Below are 21,556 nucleotides of genomic sequence, written 5' to 3' on the forward strand. Positions count from 1 at the left end.
AAGGTCCGGAATTGTGGTCGGGGAGGCGAAAGCTCAGGTCGAGGCGTCGAATGCCGCTAACAGATGGCGTGGCAAATGTCTTGGCGCAATCAGCACGACGTCAAAACGAAGGTCGAATTCCGCATGTTCGGGATGTGCCATCAGCCAGCCCTGGGCGGCATCCATGATCCGGGCCTGCTGGCGCGGCGTCACCGCATAGGCGGCCTCGTTCAGGCTGGCGCGGGCCTTCACCTCGACAAAGGCGATCAGGTTGCGCTTCCTAGCGACGATGTCGATCTCGCCATGCGGGGTACGAAAGCGGCGGGCGAGGATGCGATAGCCCTTGGCCAGCAATAAAGCAGCGGCACGGCTTTCGGCTGAGAGGCCGGTATTGAACGCGGCGACGCGCTCCGGCGCAGCCGGTCTGGCTGTGGGCTTCGGTGCGGAGACTTTGTCAGTCTTCGCCATCACCGGAGTCCCTGTGAATCTCCTTCGCCAGTTCCAGCGCGCGGGCATAAACGGCGCGGCGCGGCCGGCCGGACAGTTCGACCGCATGCGCCACGGCATCCTTGACGCTATCGCGCTGCAACGAGCTGCGCAGCAGGGCATCGAGATCGTCCTCGGTCATGGCCTGCGCATCCGCAGCCGGTGGCCCGATGACGAGTACGAATTCACCGCGGGTCTCCAGCCCATCGGCCTCCTTGGCCAGATCGGCAATCGGCCCGCGATTGACCTCTTCATGCATCTTCGTGAGCTCGCGGCAGATCGCCGCATCGCGGTTGCCCATGATATCGGCGAGATCGACCAGCGTGTCCTGCACGCGGTTGCCGGATTCGAACATCACTAGCGTGGCGTCGATGGCAGCCAGCTCCGTGAGGCGTGAGCGGCGTGCCATCTGCCGCGATGGCAGAAAGCCCTCGAAGAAGAAGCGATCGGTCGGCAGCGCCGACACGGCCAGCGCGGCCAGCACCGAGGATGGCCCCGGCAGCGAGATCACGCTGAAGCCTGCGGCGGTGACCTCGCGCACCAGCTTGAAGCCGGGGTCGGAAATCAATGGTGTGCCGGCATCCGACACCAGCGCGATGGACGCGCCCTGCGACAGCTTTTCGAGGATCTTCGGCCGCGCCTGTTCGGCATTGTGCTCGTGATACTGCTTGAGCGTACCGGAGATCCCGTAGCGCTCGGTGAGCCGGCGGGTGATGCGGGTGTCTTCACAGGCGATGATATCGACCCCCGCCAGGGTTTCCAGCGCGCGTAGGGTGATGTCGCCAAGGTTGCCGATCGGCGTGGCCACAAGATGCAGCCCCGGAACAGCTTTCGGTGCCATGAGCAGATGGCCGGAGACCGTGAAGGTCCGGGCCGACGGCGCCGCGGCGTCCGCAGGCGATGAGGAAAGGGGTGTTGCGCGCATGGCGACAATGTAGAGCGAATTGCGCCAAAGGGGGACAGCCGTTTTTCAGACGTTTGGCTGTGGTTCATTCCCATCGTGCTAATCCGGCCGCGGTGATGGGGTATGCCGGACATAAAGCTTTTGTTTTGGTTAACTTATCGCCGACAATATGTCTGAATCCGCGCCTCACACTATATAGTGGGTGCCGAGGCGGGCCGATCTGATGCGGCCGAAAGAAGAGAAGTGATGGCGGATCCGTTCGACCCCAAATCCGGGACCAAGGGCGCGACGTCGGGCGCAACACGGCGGACGGCTGTCGGCCTGCTGCTGGGCGCGCCGCTGCTCGGGGCCTGCGCGGGTGTGCAATCGACGCTGACCAATGCGTTCGGCACCGGACCGGCGGCGCCATCGGGACCGCCTGCCGGACCGGCGCAGCAGTCACAAGCCATCGGCACCGGCGGCACGAAAGTCGGACTGATCCTGCCGCTGTCGGCTTCGGGCAATGCTGGCGTCGCCGCGCAGTCGATGAAGAACGCCGCCGAAATGGCGCTCGCCGAATTCCAGAATCCCAGCATTCAACTCCTGATCAAGGACGATAGTGGCAGCGCGCAGGGCGCGCAGCAGGCCGCCCAGCAGGCGCTCGATGAAGGATCCGAAATCATTCTCGGGCCGCTCTTCGCACTCTCGGTACCGGCAACGGCGCAGCTCACGCGCGCGCGTAACGTCCCGGTGATCGCGTTCTCGACCGATTCCAGCGTCGCCGGCCGTGGTGTCTATTTGCTCAGCTTCCTACCTGAGTCGGACGTCAATCGCATCGTCGATTACGCCGCAGGCACGGGCAAACGCTCCTTTGCGGCGATGCTGCCCGAGAATGCCTATGGCAATGTTGTTGAAGTCGCTTTCAAGCAGGCCGTAGCCCGCAAAGGCGGCCGCATCGTCGCTTTCGAGCGCTATGGCGCGGATCGCTCCAGCGCAGCACGCAACATTGCCGCATCCCTCACCGGCGCCGACGCGTTGTTCATCGCAGACGATGGCGACGCGGTGGTCGCAACGGCCGATGCACTGACTGCGGCGGGCGCCAATCTGCGCAACGTGCAATTGCTTGGCACGGGCCTTTGGGACAACCCGCGGGTCTTCAACAGCGCGGCGTTGCAGGGTGGGCTCTACGCCGCGCCGGATCCTGCAGGGTTCCGTGCCTTCGCCGGTCGCTACCGCGCAAAATATGGCGGCGACCCCGTGCGTACCGCGACGCTCGCTTACGATGCTGTTGCACTGGTCGCCGCATTGGCGCGCACCCAGGGCGGACAGCGCTTCGCACCTGAAACGCTCACCAATCCATCCGGCTTTGCCGGCATCGATGGCCTGTTCCGGTTCCGCAGCGATGGCGGCAACGATCGCGGTTTGGCTGTGATGAAGGTCGCATCAGGTGGTGGTCAGGCGGTGGCGGGCTCGCCCAAGAGCTTTGGGGCGTAGCGTTTAAGCCGCCAGATCTGCCACGACTGCATCGAGCACGGGAAATCCCTCCTGCGTCACGCGCAGACGGCCATTTGTTTCGACGACGATCGCGCCTTCTTCGAGCAGGATCTGGATGCGCTTCTCATCCAGCGCGCGGCCGGACAGCATCTGATAGCGCGCGGGATCAATGCCCTCAGCGAGGCGCAGGCCCATCAGCAGATATTCGTCGGCGCGTTCTTCACTGTTGAGCAATTCATCCGATGTCACGCCGTGGCCGTTGTCTTCCACACGCATGACCCAGGCTTCCGGACGCTTCTCGGTGGCGATGGCATGGCGGACACCGTCGATGTCGAGGCGGCCATGGGCGCCAGGCCCGATGCCGGCATATTCCTGACCGCGCCAGTAGACGAGGTTGTGTTTGCACTCCGCACCGGGGCGGGCGTGGTTGGAAATCTCGTAGAACGGCAAACCCTGCTGCGCGCAGACCTCCTGCGTCACGTCATAAAGCGTGCGCGCGAGGCCTTCGTCGGGTGTCTTGAGCTTGCCGGCGGCGTGCAATCCGAAGAACGGCGTGCCTTCCTCGATAGTCAGCTGATACAGCGACAGATGTTCGGCGGCTTCCGAGATCGCGAGCTTGAGTTCGTCGGTCCACATTTGCGGAGTTTGGTCGGGGCGCGCATAGATCAGATCGAACGAATAGCGATCGAACGCGCTGCGCGCGATGGCCACGGCATCGAGTGCCTCGCGCGCCGTATGCAAACGTCCCAGTGATTTCAGCGACGCATCGTCAAGCGCCTGTACGCCGAGCGACACGCGGTTGACGCCGGCCTCGCGATAGCCCCGAAAGCGCGTCGCTTCGACGGAGGTCGGGTTGGCTTCGAGTGATACTTCGACGTCGGAAGCGACGTTCCAGTATTTACCGATCGAGTCGAGAATAGCGCCGACGGTTTGTGGCTGCATCAGCGACGGCGTACCGCCGCCGAGAAAGATCGACGTCACCGTACGGCCGGGCGTGCGCGCTGCGGTGGTTTCGATCTCGCGTGCGAAAGCGCGCGCGAAACGTACTTCATCGACAGCGTGATGACGGACATGGCTGTTGAAGTCGCAATAGGGGCACTTCGACAGGCAGAACGGCCAGTGCACATAGACGCCGAAAGCGTCTTGCTGTGCGTCAGCGGGGTTCAAGGCAGATCTCCGCGAGTTTCACGAATGCCCTGGCGCGATGCGACAAGCCCTCGCCGAGTGGCGGCAACCCGTGCTTCTCAACCGCGGTCATTTCGCCATAGGTGCGCGTGTGACCATCGGGCAGGAATGTCGGATCGTAGCCGAAGCCGGCGGTGCCGCGCGGCGGCCAGACCAGCGTGCCATGCGCATGCGCTTCGACTTCCTCGAGATGACCGTCGGGCCACGCCACGCAGAGTGCGGAGACGAAATGCGCGGTGCGCTTGTCAGGCGAGGTCGCGCCGCGCTCTTGCAGCAAACGCTCGATGCGCGTCATTGCGCCGGTGAAGTCCTTGGACTCGCCGGCCCAGCGCGCCGAGAGGATGCCGGGCGCGCCGTCGAGGGCATCGACGACGAGGCCGGAATCATCTGCGAAAGCTGGTAATTGTGCGACATTGGCCGCGGCAATCGCCTTGATCGCGGCATTGGCCTTGAAAGTATTGCCGGTCTCGTCAGGTTCGGCGAGACCGAGCTCGCCTGCTGACACTGCCTCGATGCCGTAGGGGGCCAGGAGATCGCGCATCTCGGCAAGTTTGCCGGGATTGTGGGTGGCGATGACGAGCTTCCCAGTGATTCGACGATGCATGATGGGAGTCTACGCCTGCTTGATGACTTGCGGAATCACGCGATGGCCATTTTCTGCAGTTCGACGAGGCGTCCGACGCCCTTTTGTGCCAGTGCCATCAACTTCAGGAATTCGTCCTGCGTGAACGGCGTCTTCTCGGCAGTGCCCTGTACCTCGATGATGCGGCCGTCGCCGGTCATCACGAAATTGGCGTCGGTGTCGGCTTCGGAATCTTCGGCATAGTCGAGATCGAGCACCGGGGTGCCCTGATAGATGCCGCAGGAAATCGCCGCGATATTGTCGCGCAGCACGTTGCCGCCGCCGTTCTTGAACATGTTGCGGTTCTTCATCCACGAGATGCAGTCGGCCAGCGCAACCCATGCGCCGGTGATCGACGCTGTGCGGGTGCCACCGTCGGCCTGGATCACGTCGCAGTCGATGGTAATCTGGCGTTCGCCGAGTGCTTCGAGGTCGACGGCAGCGCGGAGCGAGCGGCCGATCAGGCGCTGGATCTCGACGGTGCGGCCGCCCTGCTTGCCGGATGCGGCTTCGCGGCGGGTGCGTTCCAGCGTGGCACGGGGCAGCATGCCGTATTCGGCGGTGACCCAGCCGCGGCCCTGGCCCTTGAGCCATGGCGGCAGGCGCTCTTCCAGCGTGGCGGTTACCAGCACATGGGTGTCGCCGAATTTCACCATGCAGGAGCCTTCGGCATATTTGACCACGCCGCGTTCCAGCGACACGGCGCGCAGTTCATCGGGCGCACGACGGCTTGGCCGCATGAGAAAATCCTTCCAAATGTCCAGAGAAAGCCTGTTCGCGGTGCTTTTAGGGGCCACGGAGCGCAGCGGCAAGGGCAGGGCAGGTTCCACAACCGCAATGGTGCTTGTATCCGGCCCGCCGGAGCGACAGATTAGATCCTCAAGGAGTACCCTGTGGTCCATCACGATCCGATCGGCCTGATTTCGCCGCATGCCGGGCTCGCCCAGCTCAATGAGCGATCGCGTGAGATCTTCCGGCAGATCGTCGAGAGCTATCTCGCCACCGGCGAACCCGTGGGTTCCCGCAACATCTCGCGCCTGATCACGGTTCCGCTGTCGCCGGCCTCGGTTCGCAACGTGATGTCGGACCTGGAGCAGCTCGGCCTCATCTATGCGCCGCATACGTCAGCAGGACGGCTTCCGACCGAACTCGGACTGCGGTTTTTCGTCGATGCCTTGATGCAGGTCGGTGACCTCACCGAGCCGGAGCGGCAGTCGATCCAGCAGCAATTATCCTCCGTGGGGCGCTCGCAGACCGTGGAGGCGGCGCTCGGCGAGGCGCTGACGCAGCTGTCCGGGCTAACCCGCGCGGCGGCGGTGGTTCTGACCGCCAAGTCCAATGTGCGGCTAAAACACATCGAATTCGTCCGTCTGGAACCCGAAAAGGCGCTGGTCGTGCTGGTCGCCGAGGATGGCCAGGTCGAAAACCGCGTGCTGACCCTGCCGCCGGGGGTGCCGTCGTCGGCGCTGAACGAGGCGTCGAACTTCCTCAATGCCCGGATTCGCGGCCGCACGCTGGCTGAGGCCCGGTTGGAACTGGAAACGGCACTGACCCAGAACCAGATCGAGCTCGATCAACTGACCCAGAAGGTGATTGCCGCCGGCATTGCCAGCTGGTCGGGTGGCGAGAAGGACGATCGGCAGCTGATCGTGCGCGGCCAGGCCAATCTGCTCGAGGATCTCCATGCGCTGGAGGATCTTGAACGCGTTCGCCTCCTGTTCGACGATCTCGAAGCCAAGCGCGAGGTGATCGACCTTCTCGGTCGGGCGGAGACGGCCGAAGGTGTCCGCATCTTCATCGGCTCGGAAAACAAACTGTTCTCGCTGTCCGGCTCGTCCACGATCATTGCGCCCTACAGCGATGGCGCCGGCCATATTGTCGGCGTTCTCGGTGTCATCGGCCCGACCCGGCTGAACTATGCGCGGGTGATCCCGATGGTAGATTACGCGGCGCGCATCGTCAGCCGCATGCTCGGCGGCTGACGATCGGCCGAATCCGGCCGGTTGCGCTTGATTTTCGGCGCTCAAACCCCGATATCCCGCTCAGCAATCCCACCATTTTGGCGTGTTTTTGAGAAGGCAGCGTGATGACTGATTCCAATGGGCAGAACGACAATCAGGACAAGACGGCAGCGGCCGCCGATCCGGTGGTCTCCAAGCCCTACATCATGCCGGACGATCCGGAACCGAATTCGGTCGAGGCCCTGACCAAGGAAGCTGCGGACGCGCGCGACAAGATGCTGCGCACGCTGGCGGAGATGGAAAATCTGCGCAAGCGGACCCAGAAGGAAGTCGCCGACGGACGCACCTATGCGATCGCCAATTTCGCGCGCGAAGTGCTCGATATCGCCGACAGCCTGCAGCGCGCCCTCGATGCCGTGCCTGCCGACACCAAGGCCGCCGCCGATCCGGGCCTGAAGGCGCTGCTCGAAGGCGTGGAACTCACCGAGCGCTCGCTGCTCAACACGCTGGAAAAGAACGGCGTGAAGAAGTTCGATCCGTCCGGCGAGAAGTTCGATCCGAATTTCCAGCAAGCCATGTACGAAGTGCCGGATGCCTCGGTGCCTGCGGGAACCGTGGTTCAGGTCGTGCAGGCCGGTTATACCATTGGCGAGCGCGTGCTGCGCCCGGCGCTGGTTGGCGTATCGAAGGGTGGGGCCAAGGCGGCACCTGCTGCATCGGAGTAACAGCGCCTCTGGCTGTCATCACCCGCGAAAGCGGGTGAGCCAGTACACGCTGGTCTCAGTGAGTGATCACAAGCGCCGGTCTTACTGGGTCGCCCGAACCCAGCGCGCAGTTGTGCGCTCAAGTCGGGCGATGACAATGAGAGTATGGGTCAAGCCGCCAGATCGCCCGACTGAATCCGCTTCACGCCGGCCTTGTTCATGTCGGCCCAGGCTTTGGCCAGCGAGCCCTGCGTGTCGATGCCGCGGCAGGCGTCCTCGATCACATAGACATCGAAACCTGCCTTTCGCGCATCGAGCGCCGACCACGCGACACAGAAGTCGGTGGCGAGACCGGCGATGAACACGCGCTGCAATTTGCGGGCTTTCAGATAGGCGGCGAGACCGGTGGTGGTCTTCCCGTCGGCCTCGGTGAAGGCCGAATAGCTGTCGACGTCCTTGTTGAAGCCCTTGCGCAGGATCAGCTCGGTATGCGGGATGGCGAGATCCTTCGAGAGGGCGGCTCCTTCAGTGCCCTGCACGCAGTGATCCGGCCACAGCACCTGCTTGCCGTATTTCACCTCAAGGGTCTCAAACGGCTTCTTGCCGCTATGGCTGGATGCGAAGGAGATATGGCCGGGCGTGTGCCAGTCCTGCGTCATCACCACGTCGGCGAATTTCTTCGCGATGGCGTTGATGATCGGCACGACCTTATCGCCGTCCTTCACGGCTAGGCTGCCGCCGGGCAGAAAGCAGTTCTGCACGTCGATCACCAGCAACACGGATGTACGATCGAGGCTGACCTTGCCTGCCGCTTCGAGCGCCTTGGGCGCCATGCCGGCCGCTGTTAGCGCACCAAGTCCCACAAGAAGCTGACGTCTATCGAACATCGCAACATCTCCTGTCAGAATTTCTGCAGCAAATCAGGTCCAGGCGCTTCCGTAAAGGCGGCTCGATATGGATGGTGCGGCGGTGTCTCGCAGACCCGCGCAATGGCTTTTTAACGCGGCTCTCCTAGCGTAGCGATGGTATTGGCCGAAAGAATAAGTGCATGATGATCGATGCCGGTTTGCAACTCGGCGGCGCGACCACGCCTCGGACGCGGCTTGCGGCCATCTGGCTGATCGCCGGCGCTCTCGTCTGCGCGGTGGCCGTCGGGCTGCGCGCGGTGCTGCCGTTTAATGTCGATGTCAGCTGGTTGTTGATCGTCTGCGAACGCGTGCTCGATGGTCAGCGTCTTTATCTCGATATTCTTGAGATTAACCCCCCGATGGCCGGGGCGGTCAATATTATCGCCGTGGTACTGGGACGGCTTCTGGGATTGCGCGCCGAGCTCATGACGCTCGTGCTGGTATTCGGCCTCATCGCAGGGTCGATGGCGGTGACATGGCAGCTGCTGCACAACTCGCGCATCCCCGGGCGCGTCGCCGCTGCTCCGCTGGCGGTTTGTGCGATCGCGTTGCTCGGCATCTTGCCAATGTACGACTTCGGCCAGCGCGAACATCTCGCCTTGCTGTTTTTGTTACCCGCGCTGGCGGTCCTGATCCGCCGCGCCGATGGCGAGATAATCCCGCCTGGCGTGGTTGTCATCGCCGGCATCAGTGCTGCTATCACTATGTGCTTCAAACCGTATTTCGCGTTCGGCGTCGGTACAGCCGTTATCGCGGCGGCGACCAATGCACGGCAGTGGAGGATTGTTTTCGCGCCGGAGAACTGGATCGCCAGCGCACTGGTGGTGGCCTATGCACTGTGGGTCTACGTGGCCTTCCCCGCCTATTTCACCGTGATCTATCCTGTTGCCAGCGACGTGTATCGGCTGCTGACGTCGTCGTGGCTGGCGCTCGCGCTGGGCGGTGCGACGACGTTATGGTTGGTTGCCGTATTCGCCACACTGCTGTTACAGAGTCGGCGTTCAGCAGACCCGGCTCTTGTCGTGCTCCTGGCTAGCTCGCTTGGCTTTGCGATGTCCTATTTCGTTCAAAGCAGGGGTTATAACTATCACGCCTACCCGATGGTGGCGCTGGCGCTGATGGCGTTTGGTTATGCCGTCGCAACGATCGATCGCGCACGGCAGCATGGGCCGCGCTTGCAGGTCGGTTCGTCGGTCGCCGCTGTGGCGCTCCTCGTGAGTGCCTGCTTCTGGTTCAAGGCCAGCGTCGATGTGCGTGCACTTCAAGATGCTGTGGTAAAGCTTGGACTGCAGCGTCCGAAGATCATCATGTTGGGTGGGGCGGCGACGATTGCACATCCGCTCGTGCGCAATGTTGGCGGTGTCTGGGTGTCACGTCAGGAGGCGCTGTCGATCCGGGAGATCGTCCGCCGCGCTCGTCTGGAGCGGACGATCGACGCTGCAACATCAGCACGTTTCGATGCGTATCTGGCGGCTGAGCGAAATGGGTTGGTCGATGATATTCGCAAGATGCCGCCGGATGTGGTGCTGATTGACGAGCGCGAAGCCGACTGGAGCGCTTGGGCACAAGCTGATCCGGAGCTGGCGCAGCTCCTGAAGCCCTATGCCCTGGTGCAGACCATCGACGGCATCGACATCCTGAAGAGGATGCCGTGATGCGCGCCACCACGCCGGGCGAAACCGCAAGTACTGTTCTGCCCGGGCGGACGCTGCAGCGAAGCCGCATCCTTCCGTGGCTCGCCGTCGTCGCACTGCTGATCGTGGCGATTGTGCTGCGTCACATTCTCGCGGCCAATACGGATGTAAGCTGGCTTCTGACTGTCGGCGAGCGCGTACTCGACGGTCAGCGCCTCTATATCGATATCATCGAGACCAATCCGCCGATGGCCGTCCTGGCCTATCTGCCGGGGATCGCCATCGCCCGCGCACTTGGGCTGGCTGCGGAGCGCGTGACCGATGCGCTGGTCTTCATCGGCGTCGCCGTGTCGCTGCTGCTCAGCGCCCGCATTCTGTCGCGCGCGTCGGTTCTCAGTGTCGCACAAGGCTGGCCGCTGGCGCTGCTGGCAGTTGCACTGCTGGCCGTGCTGCCGACGCAGACTTTCGGTCAACGCGAACATATTGCGCTGATCGCCATGCTGCCGATGCTGGCTGTATTGGCGGGCCGCGTAAAGCACAGCGCACCATCATGGCCCGCGGCCATCGCAGCCGGCATCGGCGCGGCGATTGCGCTGTCGTTCAAGCCCTATTTCGCGATCGCCCTGCTCGGCGCGCTGGTCGCGGAGGCTGTCTTCACGCGATTATCGTGGCGCGTCCTGCTGCGGCCGGAATATCTGGCGCTCGCCGTCGCGCTGGCGCTCTACGCCGCCGTCGTCATTGTGCTGTTTCCGGAATTCCTAACGGTAATCGGGCCGATGGTTCGCGATGTTTATCTTCAGGTGCAGCAGCCGGTCATGATGCTGCTGGAAAAGCCGGCAGTGGCACTGTGGGCCACCGCGCTGCTCGCGGCTGTGGTGCTCAAACGGCGCGTCGGCGTCGATGGTCCGTTCGTTTTGCTACTGGTGACCTCGGCCGGCTTTGCCGCTGGTTTTGTTTTGCAGGGCAAAGGCTGGCCTTACCATTCATACCCAATGATTGCGCTCGCACTGCTTGCTTTTGGCTATGCGCGTATGACCTATCTATCGGTCACCAGGACGGATCGTCTGTTCGGCGTCGGCGCGGTCGTCCTGCTGGCGCTCCTGTTCATGCGCTCCATGTTATGGTTCGACGTCGCCTTCGATGCGCGCCCACTGCAGGAGAAAATCGCGCAACTGGGACCGCGTCCTGTCATTCTTGCTATCTCCGCCGAGCCGGGCATCGGGCATCCTCTTGTGCGCGCGGTCGGCGGCACATGGGTTTCACGGCAGCAAGGCCTGTGGGTCGCCGCCTATCACGCCGCCCTGCGCAGCAGAGGCGGAGTAAGTCCTGCACAAGACCGACTGCTCGAGGCCTATGCCGCGCGTGAGCGCACGATGCTGATCGAGGATATCAAGAAAAGACCACCGACCCTGATGCTGGTGGATGATCTCACCGGCAGCGGCTCGGAATGGCTAAAAGCGCATCCCGACGTCGCCGATCTGTTAGAGGATTTTCGCGTCGTGGCCACCATCAACAAGGTGACGCTTCTTACGCGAAGCCATGAGCCCTGAAGCCGATGTTGTGTTACGTGCTGCGTCAGCGCGGCTCGATACCGTCGCGCACGGCGCGGAAGCGCGGAAATGCTTTGGCCCAATCATCGCGCGGTGCGCTTGCAATAATGCGCATGGTGATTTTGCCACCGCCGAAGCGCAGCCACTGTACCACGCTGACCGGCGTGTTGTTCTTGCCGCTAACAGCGTCGATGCGCGTCTCATAGCCGGGCATACCGTCGATCCGCTGCGGCTCCGACATGGTGATGCGCCCTTCGCGCAGGCCCGGAATCGTGCCTGCTGCCTGCTGGGCAAAGCGGCCGCGATCTTCGGCCTTTTCCGGCGCCGAGGCCAGGCTGCCGATCACCATGAAAGGGCTCGTTTCGATGCTGTTCTCGTCAGTCGAGTCGGCCAGCAACAAAGCGGCGCCCGGCGCGAGCGTGCGAACCGTCTTGAAGTCGCTCATTTCGGCGACCTTGAACGGCATCAGGCCGAGCTGCTCGGCCAGCGGTACTTCCTTGCGCACCACGGCCGATGCGAGCATCTGGCGCACCGCGTCGTCGGTATAGATCTTTTGGGCGTTTTCCGGGACCTGCACGGCGACATAGCCGGAGAAGGTCCCGCCGCCGACGATCATCGAATAGCGCCTGACATTGCCGGTCGCGTCCTTGGCGTTCTCGATCGTGTAGAAGGCCTTTCCGGCCGTGGTCTCGATGCTCTCGGGCTTCGCGGCCATACCAGCCGGATTGGCCTTGAACGCGGTCTCAACCTCGTTGAAAGCGGCGGCTGGCAGTTCGGTCATGAGCACCTTGACGCCCTGATCGGAGGTCTCAAAGCCAACAAAGGTCTTTGCCGGGGCGAGGCCGACCAGTGGGGCCAGACCCACACGGACACCCGGCGGGAAGACGGGGTCAGCCGCCAAAGCGGGGCGGTGGGCGACCGAAATGGCCGTCAGCATGGTCAAAGCGAACAGGGGCGCAGCATGTTTCATGAAAAATCTACTGGGTTTGTATTGAGGCTGTTCGATGGTGCGGGGTTCCGGCATTGGCCATCACACGACCGGCCGGAAAGGGCGTTCACGGTTGCCCTGTTCCGCCAACAGATCAAGCCATAAATCCGTTCCCGGCGCCGTCCGCGCCCATCCGTCGCGTATTGGCGAAACACCGCCAAGGGTCTGTTTCACCAAATATTAATTTCGCGCATCGGTCGTGTTTTCATGGGTCTGGAGTGTGCCAGATGCCTTGCGGCCACCACCCCCCTCCTATATGAGGCCTACCGTCGCAATATCGCGAATAGTTGATGTTTGGGGGTTGGGAGCGGGGTGCCGTCAGGGCCCAGCCAACCTGCCGCAGAAAAAGGATATGAGAGCATGGGAAAGGTCATCGGTATCGACCTCGGTACGACGAATTCCTGCGTCGCCGTCATGGATGGCAAAACGCCGAAGGTCATCGAGAACGCGGAAGGTATGCGGACCACGCCGTCCATCGTGGCTTTTACCGATGATGGCGAGCGCCTCGTCGGCCAGCCGGCCAAGCGCCAGGCAGTTACCAATCCCGAGCGCACCATTTTCGCGGTGAAGCGCCTGATCGGCCGCCGCTATGACGATCCGACCGTCGAGAAGGACAAGAAGCTCGTCCCCTACAAGATTGCCAAGGGTGGCAATGGCGACGCCTGGGTCGAAGTCGACGGTAAAACCTATTCGCCCTCGCAGATCTCCGCCTTCACGCTGCAGAAGATGAAGGAGACCGCGGAGGCTCACCTCGGCCAAAAGGTCGAGCAGGCCGTCATCACCGTGCCCGCCTACTTCAACGACGCCCAGCGTCAGGCCACCAAGGATGCCGGCAAGATCGCTGGCCTCGAAGTGCTGCGCATCATCAACGAGCCGACTGCTGCTGCGCTCGCTTACGGCCTCGACAAGTCGAAATCCGGCACCATCGCGGTGTACGATCTCGGCGGCGGCACCTTCGACGTCTCGATCCTCGAGATCGGCGACGGCGTGTTCGAAGTGAAGTCCACCAACGGCGATACGTTCCTCGGCGGTGAAGACTTCGACATGCGTCTGGTCGGCTACCTCGCCGACGAGTTCAAGAAAGAGCAGGGCATCGACCTGCGCAACGACAAGCTGGCGCTGCAGCGTCTGAAGGAAGCTGCTGAAAAGGCGAAGATTGAGCTGTCGTCGACGACCCAGACCGAAATCAACCTGCCGTTCATCACGGCGGATGCCTCCGGTCCGAAGCATCTGACGTTGAAGCTGACCCGCGCCAAGTTCGAAGCGCTGGTCGACGATCTCGTGCAGAAGACCATCGAGCCTTGCCGCAAGGCGCTCAAGGACGCCGGCCTCACCGCCGGTGAAATCGGCGAGGTGGTTCTGGTCGGCGGCATGATCCGCATGCCCAAGATCCAGGAAGTCGTGAAGCAGTTCTTCGGCAAGGAGCCCCACAAGGGCGTCAACCCGGATGAAGTCGTGGCCATCGGCGCCGCCATTCAGGCGGGCGTGCTGCAGGGCGACGTCAAGGACGTGCTGCTGCTCGACGTGACTCCGCTGTCGCTGGGCATCGAGACGCTGGGTGGCGTGTTCACCCGCATCATCGAGCGCAATACCACGATCCCGACCAAGAAGAGCCAGGTGTTCTCGACGGCCGAGGACAACCAGAACGCCGTCACCATCCGGGTCTTCCAGGGTGAGCGCGAAATGGCGGCCGACAACAAGCCGCTCGGCCAGTTCGACCTGATGGGCATTCCGCCGGCTCCGCGCGGCATGCCGCAGGTCGAGGTGACCTTCGACATCGACGCCAACGGCATCGTCAACGTGTCGGCGAAGGACAAGGCGACCAACAAGGAACAGCAGATCCGGATCCAGGCATCTGGCGGTCTGTCCGAGTCCGACATCCAGAAGATGGTCAAGGACGCCGAAGCCAACGCTGCCGAGGACAAGAAGCGTCGTGAAGCTGTCGATGCCAAGAACCACGGCGATGCCCTCGTGCATTCGACCGAGAAGGCTCTGAGCGAGCATGGCGACAAGGTCGGTGAGACCGAGCGCCGCGCTATCGAGGATGCCATGAGCGACCTGAAGGAAGCTCTGAAGGGTGATGATGCCGAGGCGATCAAGGCCAAGACCAACACGCTGGCGCAGGCTTCGATGAAGCTCGGCGAAGCGATGTACACCCAGCAGGCCGAGGCTGACGCCAAGCGCGATGCCGAGAAGGATGACGTGGTCGACGCCGAATTCACGGAAGTCGATGACGACAAGCCGAAGAAGTCGGCCTGATAGGCGAGCGGAACGATGACCCTCATCCTGAGTAGCGCGGTGCGCGTCTCGAAGGATGAGGGTTGTTTTTTGTCAGGCGGGCCTTGTTAGGCAAGTTTTGTTAGTACGGGAGTAGCATCTTCATCGATGCGTTCTTCTGGGATGCTCCTCGGGATGAGGACCAATTTCGGGCGGATCTGACGGATGTCCACCACCAAGCGCTGCTACTACGAGTCTCTGGAAGTCGAACGCAGCACCGATGATGCGGGGCTGAAGAGCGCGTTCCGCAAGTTGGCGATGAAGTGGCATCCGGACAAGAACCCCGGCGATGCAGCCGCCGAGTCGCGTTTCAAGGAGATTGCCGAGGCCTATGACGTGCTCAAGGACGGCGACAAGCGCGCCGCCTATGATCGTTACGGCCACGCCGCCTTCGAGCAGGGCCATGGCGGCGGCGGTGCAGGCTTCGGATCCGGCTTCGCCTCATCTTTCTCCGACATTTTTGAAGACCTGTTCGGCATGGCCGGACAGCGCGGCGGTGGTCGCAGCGGCGGCCGCGAGCGCGGGGCAGATCTTCGCTACAACATGGAAATCACGCTGGAGGAGGCTTACTCCGGCAAGACCGCACAGATCGAGATTCCGGTCGCGGTGACCTGTGAAGCCTGCTCCGGCACCGGCGCCAAGGCTGGCACCAAGCCAAAGGCCTGTTCGACCTGTGGCGGTGCTGGCCGCGTCCGCCAGGCCCAGGGCTTCTTCACGCTGGAAAGGACCTGCCCGAGCTGTCAGGGCCGCGGTCAGATGATCGAGGATCCGTGCCCGAGCTGTTCCGGTGCCGGCCGCGTCGAGCGCGAACGCACGCTCTCGGTCAACATTCCGGCGGGTGTCGAGGACGGCACCCGCATTCGTCTCGCCAATGAAGGCGAAGCCGGCGCGCGTGGTGGCCCCTCGGGCGATCTCTATATTTTCCTATCGCTGGCCTCGCACGACTTCTTCCAGCGCGATGGCGCGGACCTGCATTGCCGGGTGCCGATCTCGATGGTGACCGCGGCACTGGGCGGCGAATTCGAAGTGCCGACCATCGAAGGCGGGCGCAACAAGGTCAAGGTTCCCTCGGGCACCCAGTCCGGGCGCCGCTTCCGCGTTTCGTCGAAGGGCATGCCGGTGCTGCGCTCGCGCCAGACCGGCGACATGTATGTCCAGGTCGTCGTGGAAACGCCGCAGAACCTGACGAAAAAGCAGCAGGAGCTGCTGGCCGAATTCGAGAAACTATCTTCGGGTGCAACGCAACCTGAAGCCGCGGGTTTCTTCACTAAGGTCAAGGACTTCTTCGGAACGCGGGCGGGCTCCTGACGTTGGAAGCTTGACCGTTTCTATTGTTGCCTATACCTCTTTATGACGAAATTCTGACGTTCCGCCGTTCCGCGGTCTGCCTGGAAGCGACATGCCTCTGCACTCGTCCGCGCGTACGTTGAAGAAGCCGCTCCGTCTCGACGACGAGGTCCGCTTCCTCCGTTCGTGGATCGATAAGCCGCTGCATATGGGTGCGGTAATGCCATCGGGCAAAGCCCTTGCCCGCACCATGGCGCAATATGTCGACAATGACGCGACCGGTCCGGTCATCGAACTTGGGCCCGGCACCGGCGCGATCACGTCTGCGCTGGTTGCGCACGGGGTGGACCAGAAACGTCTGCTGCTCGTCGAATTCAATCCCACCTTTTGCGCGCTGTTGCGCGAGCGCTACCCGCAGGCGACGATCGTTCAGGGCGACGCCTACACATTGCGCGATACGCTGTGGGATGTGCTGAAAGAGCCCGCCTCCGCCGTCGTCTCCGGCCTGCCACTTGTCACCAAGCCGATGCTGACGCGCCTCAAGCTGATCCGCGATGCGTTCGCGGCAATGTCGCCGAACGCGCCCTTCGTGCAGTTCACCTATTCGGTGGCGCCGCCGATCCCCAAATCGCTGCCCGGCGTGTCCACAGAGGCCTCCGAGCGGATCTGGATGAACCTTCCGCCGGCGCGCGTCTGGGTGTATCGCAAACGCTAGTGCCGGCCGCGATCGCGCGGTGGCTTCGCCCCGACGATCGGAATCATGGCTGCGATCAAGATCCTCGTTATTCCAGGCTCGCTGCGCACAGGGTCGCTGAATGCGAAACTCGCGGCTGTCGCCATTGACGCGCTGGTTCGCGCCGATGTCGATGCCACCAGGATTTCGCTCGGCGACTTTCCGCTGCCGATCTATGACGGCGACCTCGAGAGCAATTCCGGCGTGCCGAAACCTGCGCTCGATCTGAAGCGTATGATATCGGCGCATCATGGTGTGCTGATTGTGACGCCCGAATACAACGCGTCGCTGCCGCCGCTGGTGAAGAATACGATCGACTGGGTCTCGCGCGTGGAAGACACGCATGAGAGCAAGGGCCAGGTGTTTCGCGAGCGGCCGTTTGCGATTGCGGCGGCTTCGAATGGGCGGCTTGGCGGTGCGCGCTGTTTGCAGGCCTTGCGGCTGGTGCTGTCGGCGTGTCGCGCGATGGTGATCCCGAACCAGCTGACGCTGGCGTTCGCCGGTGAGGCCTATGACGATATGGACCGGCTAAAACACGCAGCTGACAAGGATGCAATGATGGCGATGGTGCGCCAGCTCATCGATGTCGCGCAGCAGATGAAGTGAGATGACATGACGTTGCAGACCATTGATCCCCGCGACCGCTTGATCGTCGCGCTCGATTTGCCGGATGTTGACGCCGCCGAAGCAATGATCGCGCGGCTCGGCGACAGCGTGACTTTCTACAAGATTGGCTATCAGCTCGGCTATGCCGGCGGCCTGCCACTGGTGCGCAAGCTCGCCGATGCCGGCAAGAAGGTGTTCGCCGATCTGAAGATGCACGACATCGGCAACACTGTCGCACGCGGTGTGGAAAGCGTGGCGAAGCTCGGCGCGACCTTCCTGACCGTGCATGCCTATCCGCAGACCATGCAGGCGGCGGCCAATGCCAGCAAGGGTTCCGGCCTGAAGATCCTCGCCGTGACCGTGCTGACCTCGTACGACAACGAGGATCTGAAAGCCGCGGGCTATCAGCTCGGTGTCAGCGATCTCGTCGCCGCGCGCGCGCAGCAGGCGCAGGCGCTCGGTATCGATGGTCTCGTCTGCTCGCCGGAAGAGGCGGCGAACCTGCGCAAGCATATCAAGCCCGAGATGTGTCTGGTCACGCCCGGTGTGCGCCCTGCGGGCAGTGACGTGGGCGATCAAAAGCGGATCATGACCCCGGCACGCGCGATTGCCGAAGGTTCGGACTATCTGGTGGTCGGCCGTCCGGTAATGGAAGCTGCTGATCCGAAGGCTGCGGCCGAGGCGATCGTCGCCGAAATCGCGCAGGCTCTGGCGAACAAGTAAGAACGGGACAGGAGAGTGACAGATGGCCAAGGCTTACTGGATTGCACGCGTCGACGTGCACAATATGGACGGTTACAAACAATACGTGGCCGAGAACGGCCCGGTCTTCAATAAATTCGGCGCCAAATTCCTGGTACGCGGCGGCCAGTTCGAGGCCAAGGAAGGCACCTCGCGTTCGCGCAATGTCGTGCTCGAATTCAGCGACTACGCGACCGCTCTGGCCTGTTACAATTCGCCGGAATACCAGCGACTGGTGGCGATGCGCAGCCCGCACGGCGAGAGCGACCTCGTGATCATCGAGGGGTATGACGGTCCGCAGCCCTGAGCCGCAGGGCCTTAAGCATGTGTCTGATCTGATTGGTATCTAAGGACTTTAGGTACCGTGGGCGTGTTGCCGCCGTGGCAGCGCGCCGCTATACCGCCTTGAGATACTGAGGATCGTTCAATGTCCGATATGAGACTGATCGTTGCTGGCGCCGGCGGCCGAATGGGCCGCGCGCTGATCCGCACCATTTCCGAAACCCCCGGCGCTGTCGTTTCCGGTGCGCTGGAAGCGCCCGGCTCGGAGCTGCTTGGACAGGATGCCGGCGTGCTCGCCGGCCTCCCTGAGAACGGCGTCAAACTCTCGGCCGACCTCTGGACGCTGTCGAAGGATGCCGATGGCATTCTCGATTTCACGGTTCCTGCGGCGACCATCGCCAATGTTGCGATCGCAGCTCAGCGCGGCCTCGTCCATGTGATCGGCACCACCGGCCTGTCGTCGTCGGACAACGCGGTGATCAAGAGCGTGACCGGCCAGGCCATCGTCGTGCAGTCGGGCAATATGAGCCTCGGCGTCAATCTGCTCGCCGCGCTGGTGAAGCGCGTTGCGCAGTCGCTCGATGACGGCTTCGACATCGAAGTGCTGGAGATGCATCACAAGGCCAAGATCGACGCGCCCTCGGGCACGGCTTTCATGCTGGGTCAGGCTGCTGCCGAGGGTCGCAAGATTCCGCTCGAGCAACATTCGGCCCGTGGCCGCGATGGTCTCACCGGTGCCCGCAAGACCGGCGATATCGGCTTTGCGTCGCTGCGCGGCGGCACTGTTGCTGGCGATCATACGGTGATTTTCGCCGGTCCCCATGAACGCATCGAGCTGTCGCACAAGGCTGAGGATCGCATGATCTTCGCTCATGGTGCGCTGAAGGCGGCGATGTGGGCGCATGGAAAAAAGCCCGGTTTGTACTCGATGGCTGACGTGCTCGGCCTTGGTGAAATGTAAGAAGAAACGAAACGGAATTCTCGATGAACGAACGTCTTCTCGTCCTCGTCCGTCATGGACAGAGCGAATGGAATCTGAAGAACCTTTTCACCGGCTGGAAAGATCCTGATCTCACCGAGAAGGGCGTCGCAGAGGCCAAGGAAGCCGGCCGCAAGCTGAAGGCGCAGGGTCTGACCTTCGATGTCGCGTTCACCTCGGCGCTGACCCGCGCGCAGCACACGCTCAATCTCGCGCTGGAAGAGATGGGCCAGACCGGCCTGCCGATCACGAAACATCTGGCGCTGAACGAGCGTGATTACGGTGATCTCTCCGGCCTCAATAAGGACGACGCCCGCGCCAAGTGGGGCGAGGAGCAGGTCCATGTCTGGCGTCGATCCTATGACGTGCCGCCACCCGGCGGCGAAAGCCTGAAGGATACGCTGGCGCGCACGCTGCCGTATTTCGTGCAGGAAATCCTGCCCTGCGTGCTGCGCGGCGAACGCACGCTGGTAGCGGCCCACGGCAATTCGCTGCGTGCCCTGATCATGGTGCTGGAGAAGCTGACGCCGGAAGGCATTCTCGCCCGCGAACTCGCAACCGGCGTGCCGGTGATCTACCGACTCAATGCCGACGCGACGGTGGCGTCAAAGGTCGATCTGGCGGGGTAAGCGTCATTTAGCGTCACACACAACCCTCATGGTGAGGAGGCGCTCTTGCGCCGTCTCGAACCATGAGGAGTGTGGCACGCATCCTTCGAGACGCGGTCGAAAGCGACCGCTCCTCAGAATGAGGGCAGAGCGTGTGGAAGCTTCAAATCGCCCCCACCTGTCCCGCTTCCCAGCCGATCATGGCCTGCTTCCGTGTAATGCCCCAATGATAACCCGTCAGCGCGCCGGATTTGCCGAGCGCGCGGTGGCACGGCACCACGAAGGAAATCGGATTCCTGCCGACGGCGGCGCCGACGGCGCGTGCGGCCTTCGGGTTGTCGATCTTGCAGGCGATATCCGAATAGCTGACGGCGCGGCCCATCGGGATTTTCAGCAGCGTTTCCCAGACACGGACTTCGAAGTCGGTGCCGATCAGGACCACCCGCAACGGCTGGTCCGGGCGCCACAGCTTGCTGTCGAAGATGCGCTGCGCCAGTCCGGCCGTGCCGGGAGTGTCCTCAATCAATGTGGCCGCCGGCCAGCGCCGGCTCATGTCGGCGAAAGCGCGCTGTTCGTCGCCGGGATCGGAGAAAGCGAGACCCGCAAGGCCGCGGTCGCTGGCGATCACGATCGCGGTGCCGAACGGTGAGGGATGGAAGCCGTAGCGCAACTCCATGCCGGCGCCGCCGGTTTTCCATTCGCCGGGTGACATCGCTTCATGGGTTACGAAGAGATCGTGCAGACGGCTTGGGCCTGACAGACCGGAGTCGAGCGCGGCGTCGAGGACGCTGGCGGAATCGCGCAGCAGGCCCTTGGCGTGGTCGAGTGTCAGCGCCTGCATAAACGCTTTGGGCGTCAGTCCGGCCCAGCGGCGGAACAGGTGGTGCAACTCGTCCGGCGTTACGCTCGCGGCGTCCGCCACCGCCTCGATGTTCGGCTGGTCCCGCCACTGTGAGTGCATGAAGCCGATGGCACGGCGTACGGAATCGTAATCGCGCAGGGCCGCGTCGCGCTGGCCCGGCTTGATCGGGCGATGCTCAGTCATCGCTAGGTCTCTGGCAAGATTCATCATGATATCGATGTAGGCCTGCCCCGGCGCGCAAACCACCCGTTTCCCGACTGGTCATCAGCTCACCGGATTATAGGTCTGGCCGCGTTTGGCGGCCTGGAGCGCTTCCATCAAGGCTTTGATGAAGCTCGCCTTTTCCTCCGCACCGAGGAACCGTGCGATCGACACCCGACGGCCGCGCGACACCAGAAAAAGCTGCTCGATGCCGAATTCGGCGTGGCACACCTGATCGATCTGCACCCAGAGTGGATTGAATGCCCATTCCACGACGTCGCCTGATGGGCTGACCCGGCGCACACGGATTTCCGACGGCGTGACCGTGATCTCTTCGGTGGCCCTGGCGCGTCTGTCGTAGACTTTGAAGGCGATATAGATCGCCAGCAGGTCGAGGCCGAAAAAGCCGAGCACCGGCCAGGCGCCCATCAGCAGGAAGGCCATCCCCGCGCCGAACGAGACCATGCTGATGAAACCCATGAGCATGAGGAAGCCCTTGCGACCCAGCGCGTGATGCGGACGCAGCAGCGCGCTGAACAGCATCGGTTCCTGCAGGACGTCAAAGTCGTTGCCTGATGTCATGGTC

Annotated in this window: 22 protein-coding genes; 13 read left to right on the forward strand and 9 right to left on the reverse strand. The window is 62.8% G+C overall.

Going from position 1 to position 21,556, the window contains the following annotated elements; translation table 11 throughout:
* Positions 1-33: 33 nt before the first annotated feature.
* Together RSO67_RS17865 and rsmI are read right to left on the reverse strand one after the other, a co-directional pair.
* Positions 34-447: a YraN family protein gene (locus tag RSO67_RS17865; protein WP_315839947.1), complete on the reverse strand. Its 414-nt coding sequence runs from the start codon at positions 445-447 to the stop codon at positions 34-36.
* Positions 434-1,390 carry a 16S rRNA (cytidine(1402)-2'-O)-methyltransferase gene (rsmI, locus tag RSO67_RS17870; protein ID WP_315839948.1) on the reverse strand — a complete coding sequence of 319 codons (957 nt, stop codon included), beginning with the start codon at positions 1,388-1,390 and terminating at the stop codon, positions 434-436. The genes RSO67_RS17865 and rsmI overlap by 14 nt, the downstream gene beginning before the upstream one ends.
* A gap of 225 nt (positions 1,391-1,615) precedes the next feature.
* Here rsmI and RSO67_RS17875 point away from each other — a divergent pair, with 225 nt between their 5' ends.
* Positions 1,616-2,842 carry a penicillin-binding protein activator gene (locus RSO67_RS17875; RefSeq protein ID WP_315839949.1) on the forward strand — a complete coding sequence of 409 codons (1,227 nt, stop codon included), beginning with the start codon at positions 1,616-1,618 and terminating at the stop codon, positions 2,840-2,842.
* A gap of 3 nt (positions 2,843-2,845) precedes the next feature.
* On the opposite strand, the gene hemW is transcribed toward RSO67_RS17875, so the two are convergent.
* Genes hemW through rph form a run of 3 tightly spaced genes read right to left on the reverse strand, consistent with a single transcriptional unit; the run spans position 2,846 to position 5,389 of the window.
* Entirely contained in the window at positions 2,846-4,009 is a 1,164-nt protein-coding gene (gene hemW, locus RSO67_RS17880; RefSeq protein ID WP_315839950.1) for a radical SAM family heme chaperone HemW, read from the reverse strand.
* The gene (rdgB, locus tag RSO67_RS17885; protein WP_315839951.1) at positions 3,996-4,631 is read right to left on the reverse strand and encodes an RdgB/HAM1 family non-canonical purine NTP pyrophosphatase; all 636 of its coding nucleotides are present in this window, start codon (positions 4,629-4,631) and stop codon (positions 3,996-3,998) included. Before rdgB ends, hemW begins: the two co-directional genes overlap by 14 nt.
* A gap of 35 nt (positions 4,632-4,666) precedes the next feature.
* A complete protein-coding gene (gene rph, locus RSO67_RS17890) occupies positions 4,667-5,389 on the reverse strand; it encodes a ribonuclease PH (protein ID WP_093757824.1) in 723 nt (240 codons plus the stop codon).
* Positions 5,390-5,542: 153 nt separating this feature from the next.
* Here rph and hrcA point away from each other — a divergent pair, with 153 nt between their 5' ends.
* Positions 5,543-6,631 carry a heat-inducible transcriptional repressor HrcA gene (hrcA, locus tag RSO67_RS17895; RefSeq protein WP_315839952.1) on the forward strand — a complete coding sequence of 363 codons (1,089 nt, stop codon included), beginning with the start codon at positions 5,543-5,545 and terminating at the stop codon, positions 6,629-6,631.
* A 104-nt stretch (positions 6,632-6,735) separates the two neighbouring features.
* A complete protein-coding gene (grpE, locus tag RSO67_RS17900; RefSeq protein ID WP_315839953.1) occupies positions 6,736-7,335 on the forward strand; it encodes a nucleotide exchange factor GrpE in 600 nt (199 codons plus the stop codon).
* A gap of 149 nt (positions 7,336-7,484) precedes the next feature.
* On the opposite strand, the gene pncA is transcribed toward grpE, so the two are convergent.
* Positions 7,485-8,201, reverse strand: a complete 717-nt coding sequence (gene pncA, locus RSO67_RS17905; RefSeq protein ID WP_315839954.1) for a bifunctional nicotinamidase/pyrazinamidase — start codon at positions 8,199-8,201, stop codon at positions 7,485-7,487.
* 161 nt (positions 8,202-8,362) lie between these two features.
* Here pncA and RSO67_RS17910 point away from each other — a divergent pair, with 161 nt between their 5' ends.
* Together RSO67_RS17910 and RSO67_RS17915 are read left to right on the forward strand one after the other, a co-directional pair.
* Positions 8,363-9,877, forward strand: coding sequence for a hypothetical protein (locus RSO67_RS17910; protein ID WP_315839955.1), 1,515 nt, complete (start codon positions 8,363-8,365; stop codon positions 9,875-9,877).
* Positions 9,877-11,406: a hypothetical protein gene (locus RSO67_RS17915; RefSeq protein WP_315839956.1), complete on the forward strand. Its 1,530-nt coding sequence runs from the start codon at positions 9,877-9,879 to the stop codon at positions 11,404-11,406. The genes RSO67_RS17910 and RSO67_RS17915 overlap by 1 nt, the downstream gene beginning before the upstream one ends.
* A gap of 25 nt (positions 11,407-11,431) precedes the next feature.
* Here RSO67_RS17915 and RSO67_RS17920 read toward each other — a convergent pair whose 3' ends face one another.
* Positions 11,432-12,376: a hypothetical protein gene (locus tag RSO67_RS17920; RefSeq protein WP_315839957.1), complete on the reverse strand. Its 945-nt coding sequence runs from the start codon at positions 12,374-12,376 to the stop codon at positions 11,432-11,434.
* Positions 12,377-12,754: 378 nt separating this feature from the next.
* Here RSO67_RS17920 and dnaK point away from each other — a divergent pair, with 378 nt between their 5' ends.
* The 8 genes from dnaK to RSO67_RS17960 all read left to right on the forward strand — a co-directional run bounded on the left by dnaK (position 12,755) and on the right by RSO67_RS17960 (position 19,928).
* Positions 12,755-14,653: a molecular chaperone DnaK gene (gene dnaK, locus RSO67_RS17925; protein ID WP_120287698.1), complete on the forward strand. Its 1,899-nt coding sequence runs from the start codon at positions 12,755-12,757 to the stop codon at positions 14,651-14,653.
* A 183-nt stretch (positions 14,654-14,836) separates the two neighbouring features.
* Positions 14,837-15,979 (forward strand): molecular chaperone DnaJ, encoded by a 1,143-nt coding sequence (gene dnaJ, locus RSO67_RS17930; protein WP_315839958.1) that lies wholly within the window; start codon positions 14,837-14,839, stop codon positions 15,977-15,979.
* A 91-nt stretch (positions 15,980-16,070) separates the two neighbouring features.
* Positions 16,071-16,673 carry a methyltransferase gene (locus RSO67_RS17935; RefSeq protein WP_315839959.1) on the forward strand — a complete coding sequence of 201 codons (603 nt, stop codon included), beginning with the start codon at positions 16,071-16,073 and terminating at the stop codon, positions 16,671-16,673.
* A 45-nt stretch (positions 16,674-16,718) separates the two neighbouring features.
* Positions 16,719-17,297, forward strand: a complete 579-nt coding sequence (locus RSO67_RS17940; RefSeq protein ID WP_315839960.1) for an NAD(P)H-dependent oxidoreductase — start codon at positions 16,719-16,721, stop codon at positions 17,295-17,297.
* Positions 17,298-17,303: 6 nt separating this feature from the next.
* Positions 17,304-18,020 carry an orotidine-5'-phosphate decarboxylase gene (gene pyrF / locus RSO67_RS17945; RefSeq protein ID WP_315839961.1) on the forward strand — a complete coding sequence of 239 codons (717 nt, stop codon included), beginning with the start codon at positions 17,304-17,306 and terminating at the stop codon, positions 18,018-18,020.
* Between the two features lie 22 nt (positions 18,021-18,042).
* Positions 18,043-18,345 carry a DUF1330 domain-containing protein gene (locus RSO67_RS17950; RefSeq protein WP_315839962.1) on the forward strand — a complete coding sequence of 101 codons (303 nt, stop codon included), beginning with the start codon at positions 18,043-18,045 and terminating at the stop codon, positions 18,343-18,345.
* A gap of 120 nt (positions 18,346-18,465) precedes the next feature.
* Positions 18,466-19,281: a 4-hydroxy-tetrahydrodipicolinate reductase gene (gene dapB / locus RSO67_RS17955; RefSeq protein ID WP_089263057.1), complete on the forward strand. Its 816-nt coding sequence runs from the start codon at positions 18,466-18,468 to the stop codon at positions 19,279-19,281.
* Between the two features lie 23 nt (positions 19,282-19,304).
* On the forward strand, positions 19,305-19,928 hold the full coding sequence (locus tag RSO67_RS17960) for a 2,3-bisphosphoglycerate-dependent phosphoglycerate mutase (RefSeq protein ID WP_315839963.1): 624 nt from the start codon (positions 19,305-19,307) through the stop codon (positions 19,926-19,928).
* A 142-nt stretch (positions 19,929-20,070) separates the two neighbouring features.
* Here the strand turns inward: RSO67_RS17960 and RSO67_RS17965 are convergent, their stop codons facing one another.
* Both RSO67_RS17965 and RSO67_RS17970 read right to left on the reverse strand, forming a co-directional pair.
* Entirely contained in the window at positions 20,071-20,952 is an 882-nt protein-coding gene (locus RSO67_RS17965) for a bifunctional helix-turn-helix domain-containing protein/methylated-DNA--[protein]-cysteine S-methyltransferase (protein ID WP_315839964.1), read from the reverse strand.
* 81 nt (positions 20,953-21,033) lie between these two features.
* Positions 21,034-21,552 (reverse strand): DUF2244 domain-containing protein, encoded by a 519-nt coding sequence (locus RSO67_RS17970; protein ID WP_315839965.1) that lies wholly within the window; start codon positions 21,550-21,552, stop codon positions 21,034-21,036.
* Between the last annotated feature and the right edge of the window lie 4 nt (positions 21,553-21,556).

It is taken from the genome of Tardiphaga sp. 709 (genome assembly GCF_032401055.1).
In the GTDB taxonomy this organism is placed as follows: domain Bacteria; phylum Pseudomonadota; class Alphaproteobacteria; order Rhizobiales; family Xanthobacteraceae; genus Tardiphaga.

Bases quoted from the DNA above. Each gene is read 5' to 3' on its own strand.
- RSO67_RS17865 (WP_315839947.1), bottom strand. From the start codon at position 447: ATGGCGAAGACTGACAAAGTCTCCGCACCGAAGCCCACAGCCAGACCG.
- rsmI (WP_315839948.1), bottom strand. From the start codon at position 1,390: ATGCGCGCAACACCCCTTTCCTCATCGCCTGCGGACGCCGCGGCGCCG.
- RSO67_RS17875 (WP_315839949.1), top strand. From the start codon at position 1,616: ATGGCGGATCCGTTCGACCCCAAATCCGGGACCAAGGGCGCGACGTCG.
- rdgB (WP_315839951.1), bottom strand. From the start codon at position 4,631: ATGCATCGTCGAATCACTGGGAAGCTCGTCATCGCCACCCACAATCCC.
- rph (WP_093757824.1), bottom strand. From the start codon at position 5,389: ATGCGGCCAAGCCGTCGTGCGCCCGATGAACTGCGCGCCGTGTCGCTG.
- grpE (WP_315839953.1), top strand. From the start codon at position 6,736: ATGACTGATTCCAATGGGCAGAACGACAATCAGGACAAGACGGCAGCG.
- pncA (WP_315839954.1), bottom strand. From the start codon at position 8,201: ATGTTCGATAGACGTCAGCTTCTTGTGGGACTTGGTGCGCTAACAGCG.
- RSO67_RS17910 (WP_315839955.1), top strand. From the start codon at position 8,363: ATGATGATCGATGCCGGTTTGCAACTCGGCGGCGCGACCACGCCTCGG.
- RSO67_RS17915 (WP_315839956.1), top strand. From the start codon at position 9,877: ATGCGCGCCACCACGCCGGGCGAAACCGCAAGTACTGTTCTGCCCGGG.
- RSO67_RS17920 (WP_315839957.1), bottom strand. From the start codon at position 12,376: ATGAAACATGCTGCGCCCCTGTTCGCTTTGACCATGCTGACGGCCATT.
- dnaK (WP_120287698.1), top strand. From the start codon at position 12,755: ATGGGAAAGGTCATCGGTATCGACCTCGGTACGACGAATTCCTGCGTC.
- dnaJ (WP_315839958.1), top strand. From the start codon at position 14,837: ATGTCCACCACCAAGCGCTGCTACTACGAGTCTCTGGAAGTCGAACGC.
- RSO67_RS17935 (WP_315839959.1), top strand. From the start codon at position 16,071: ATGCCTCTGCACTCGTCCGCGCGTACGTTGAAGAAGCCGCTCCGTCTC.
- RSO67_RS17940 (WP_315839960.1), top strand. From the start codon at position 16,719: ATGGCTGCGATCAAGATCCTCGTTATTCCAGGCTCGCTGCGCACAGGG.
- pyrF (WP_315839961.1), top strand. From the start codon at position 17,304: ATGACGTTGCAGACCATTGATCCCCGCGACCGCTTGATCGTCGCGCTC.
- RSO67_RS17950 (WP_315839962.1), top strand. From the start codon at position 18,043: ATGGCCAAGGCTTACTGGATTGCACGCGTCGACGTGCACAATATGGAC.
- dapB (WP_089263057.1), top strand. From the start codon at position 18,466: ATGTCCGATATGAGACTGATCGTTGCTGGCGCCGGCGGCCGAATGGGC.
- RSO67_RS17960 (WP_315839963.1), top strand. From the start codon at position 19,305: ATGAACGAACGTCTTCTCGTCCTCGTCCGTCATGGACAGAGCGAATGG.
- RSO67_RS17965 (WP_315839964.1), bottom strand. From the start codon at position 20,952: ATGACTGAGCATCGCCCGATCAAGCCGGGCCAGCGCGACGCGGCCCTG.
- RSO67_RS17970 (WP_315839965.1), bottom strand. From the start codon at position 21,552: ATGACATCAGGCAACGACTTTGACGTCCTGCAGGAACCGATGCTGTTC.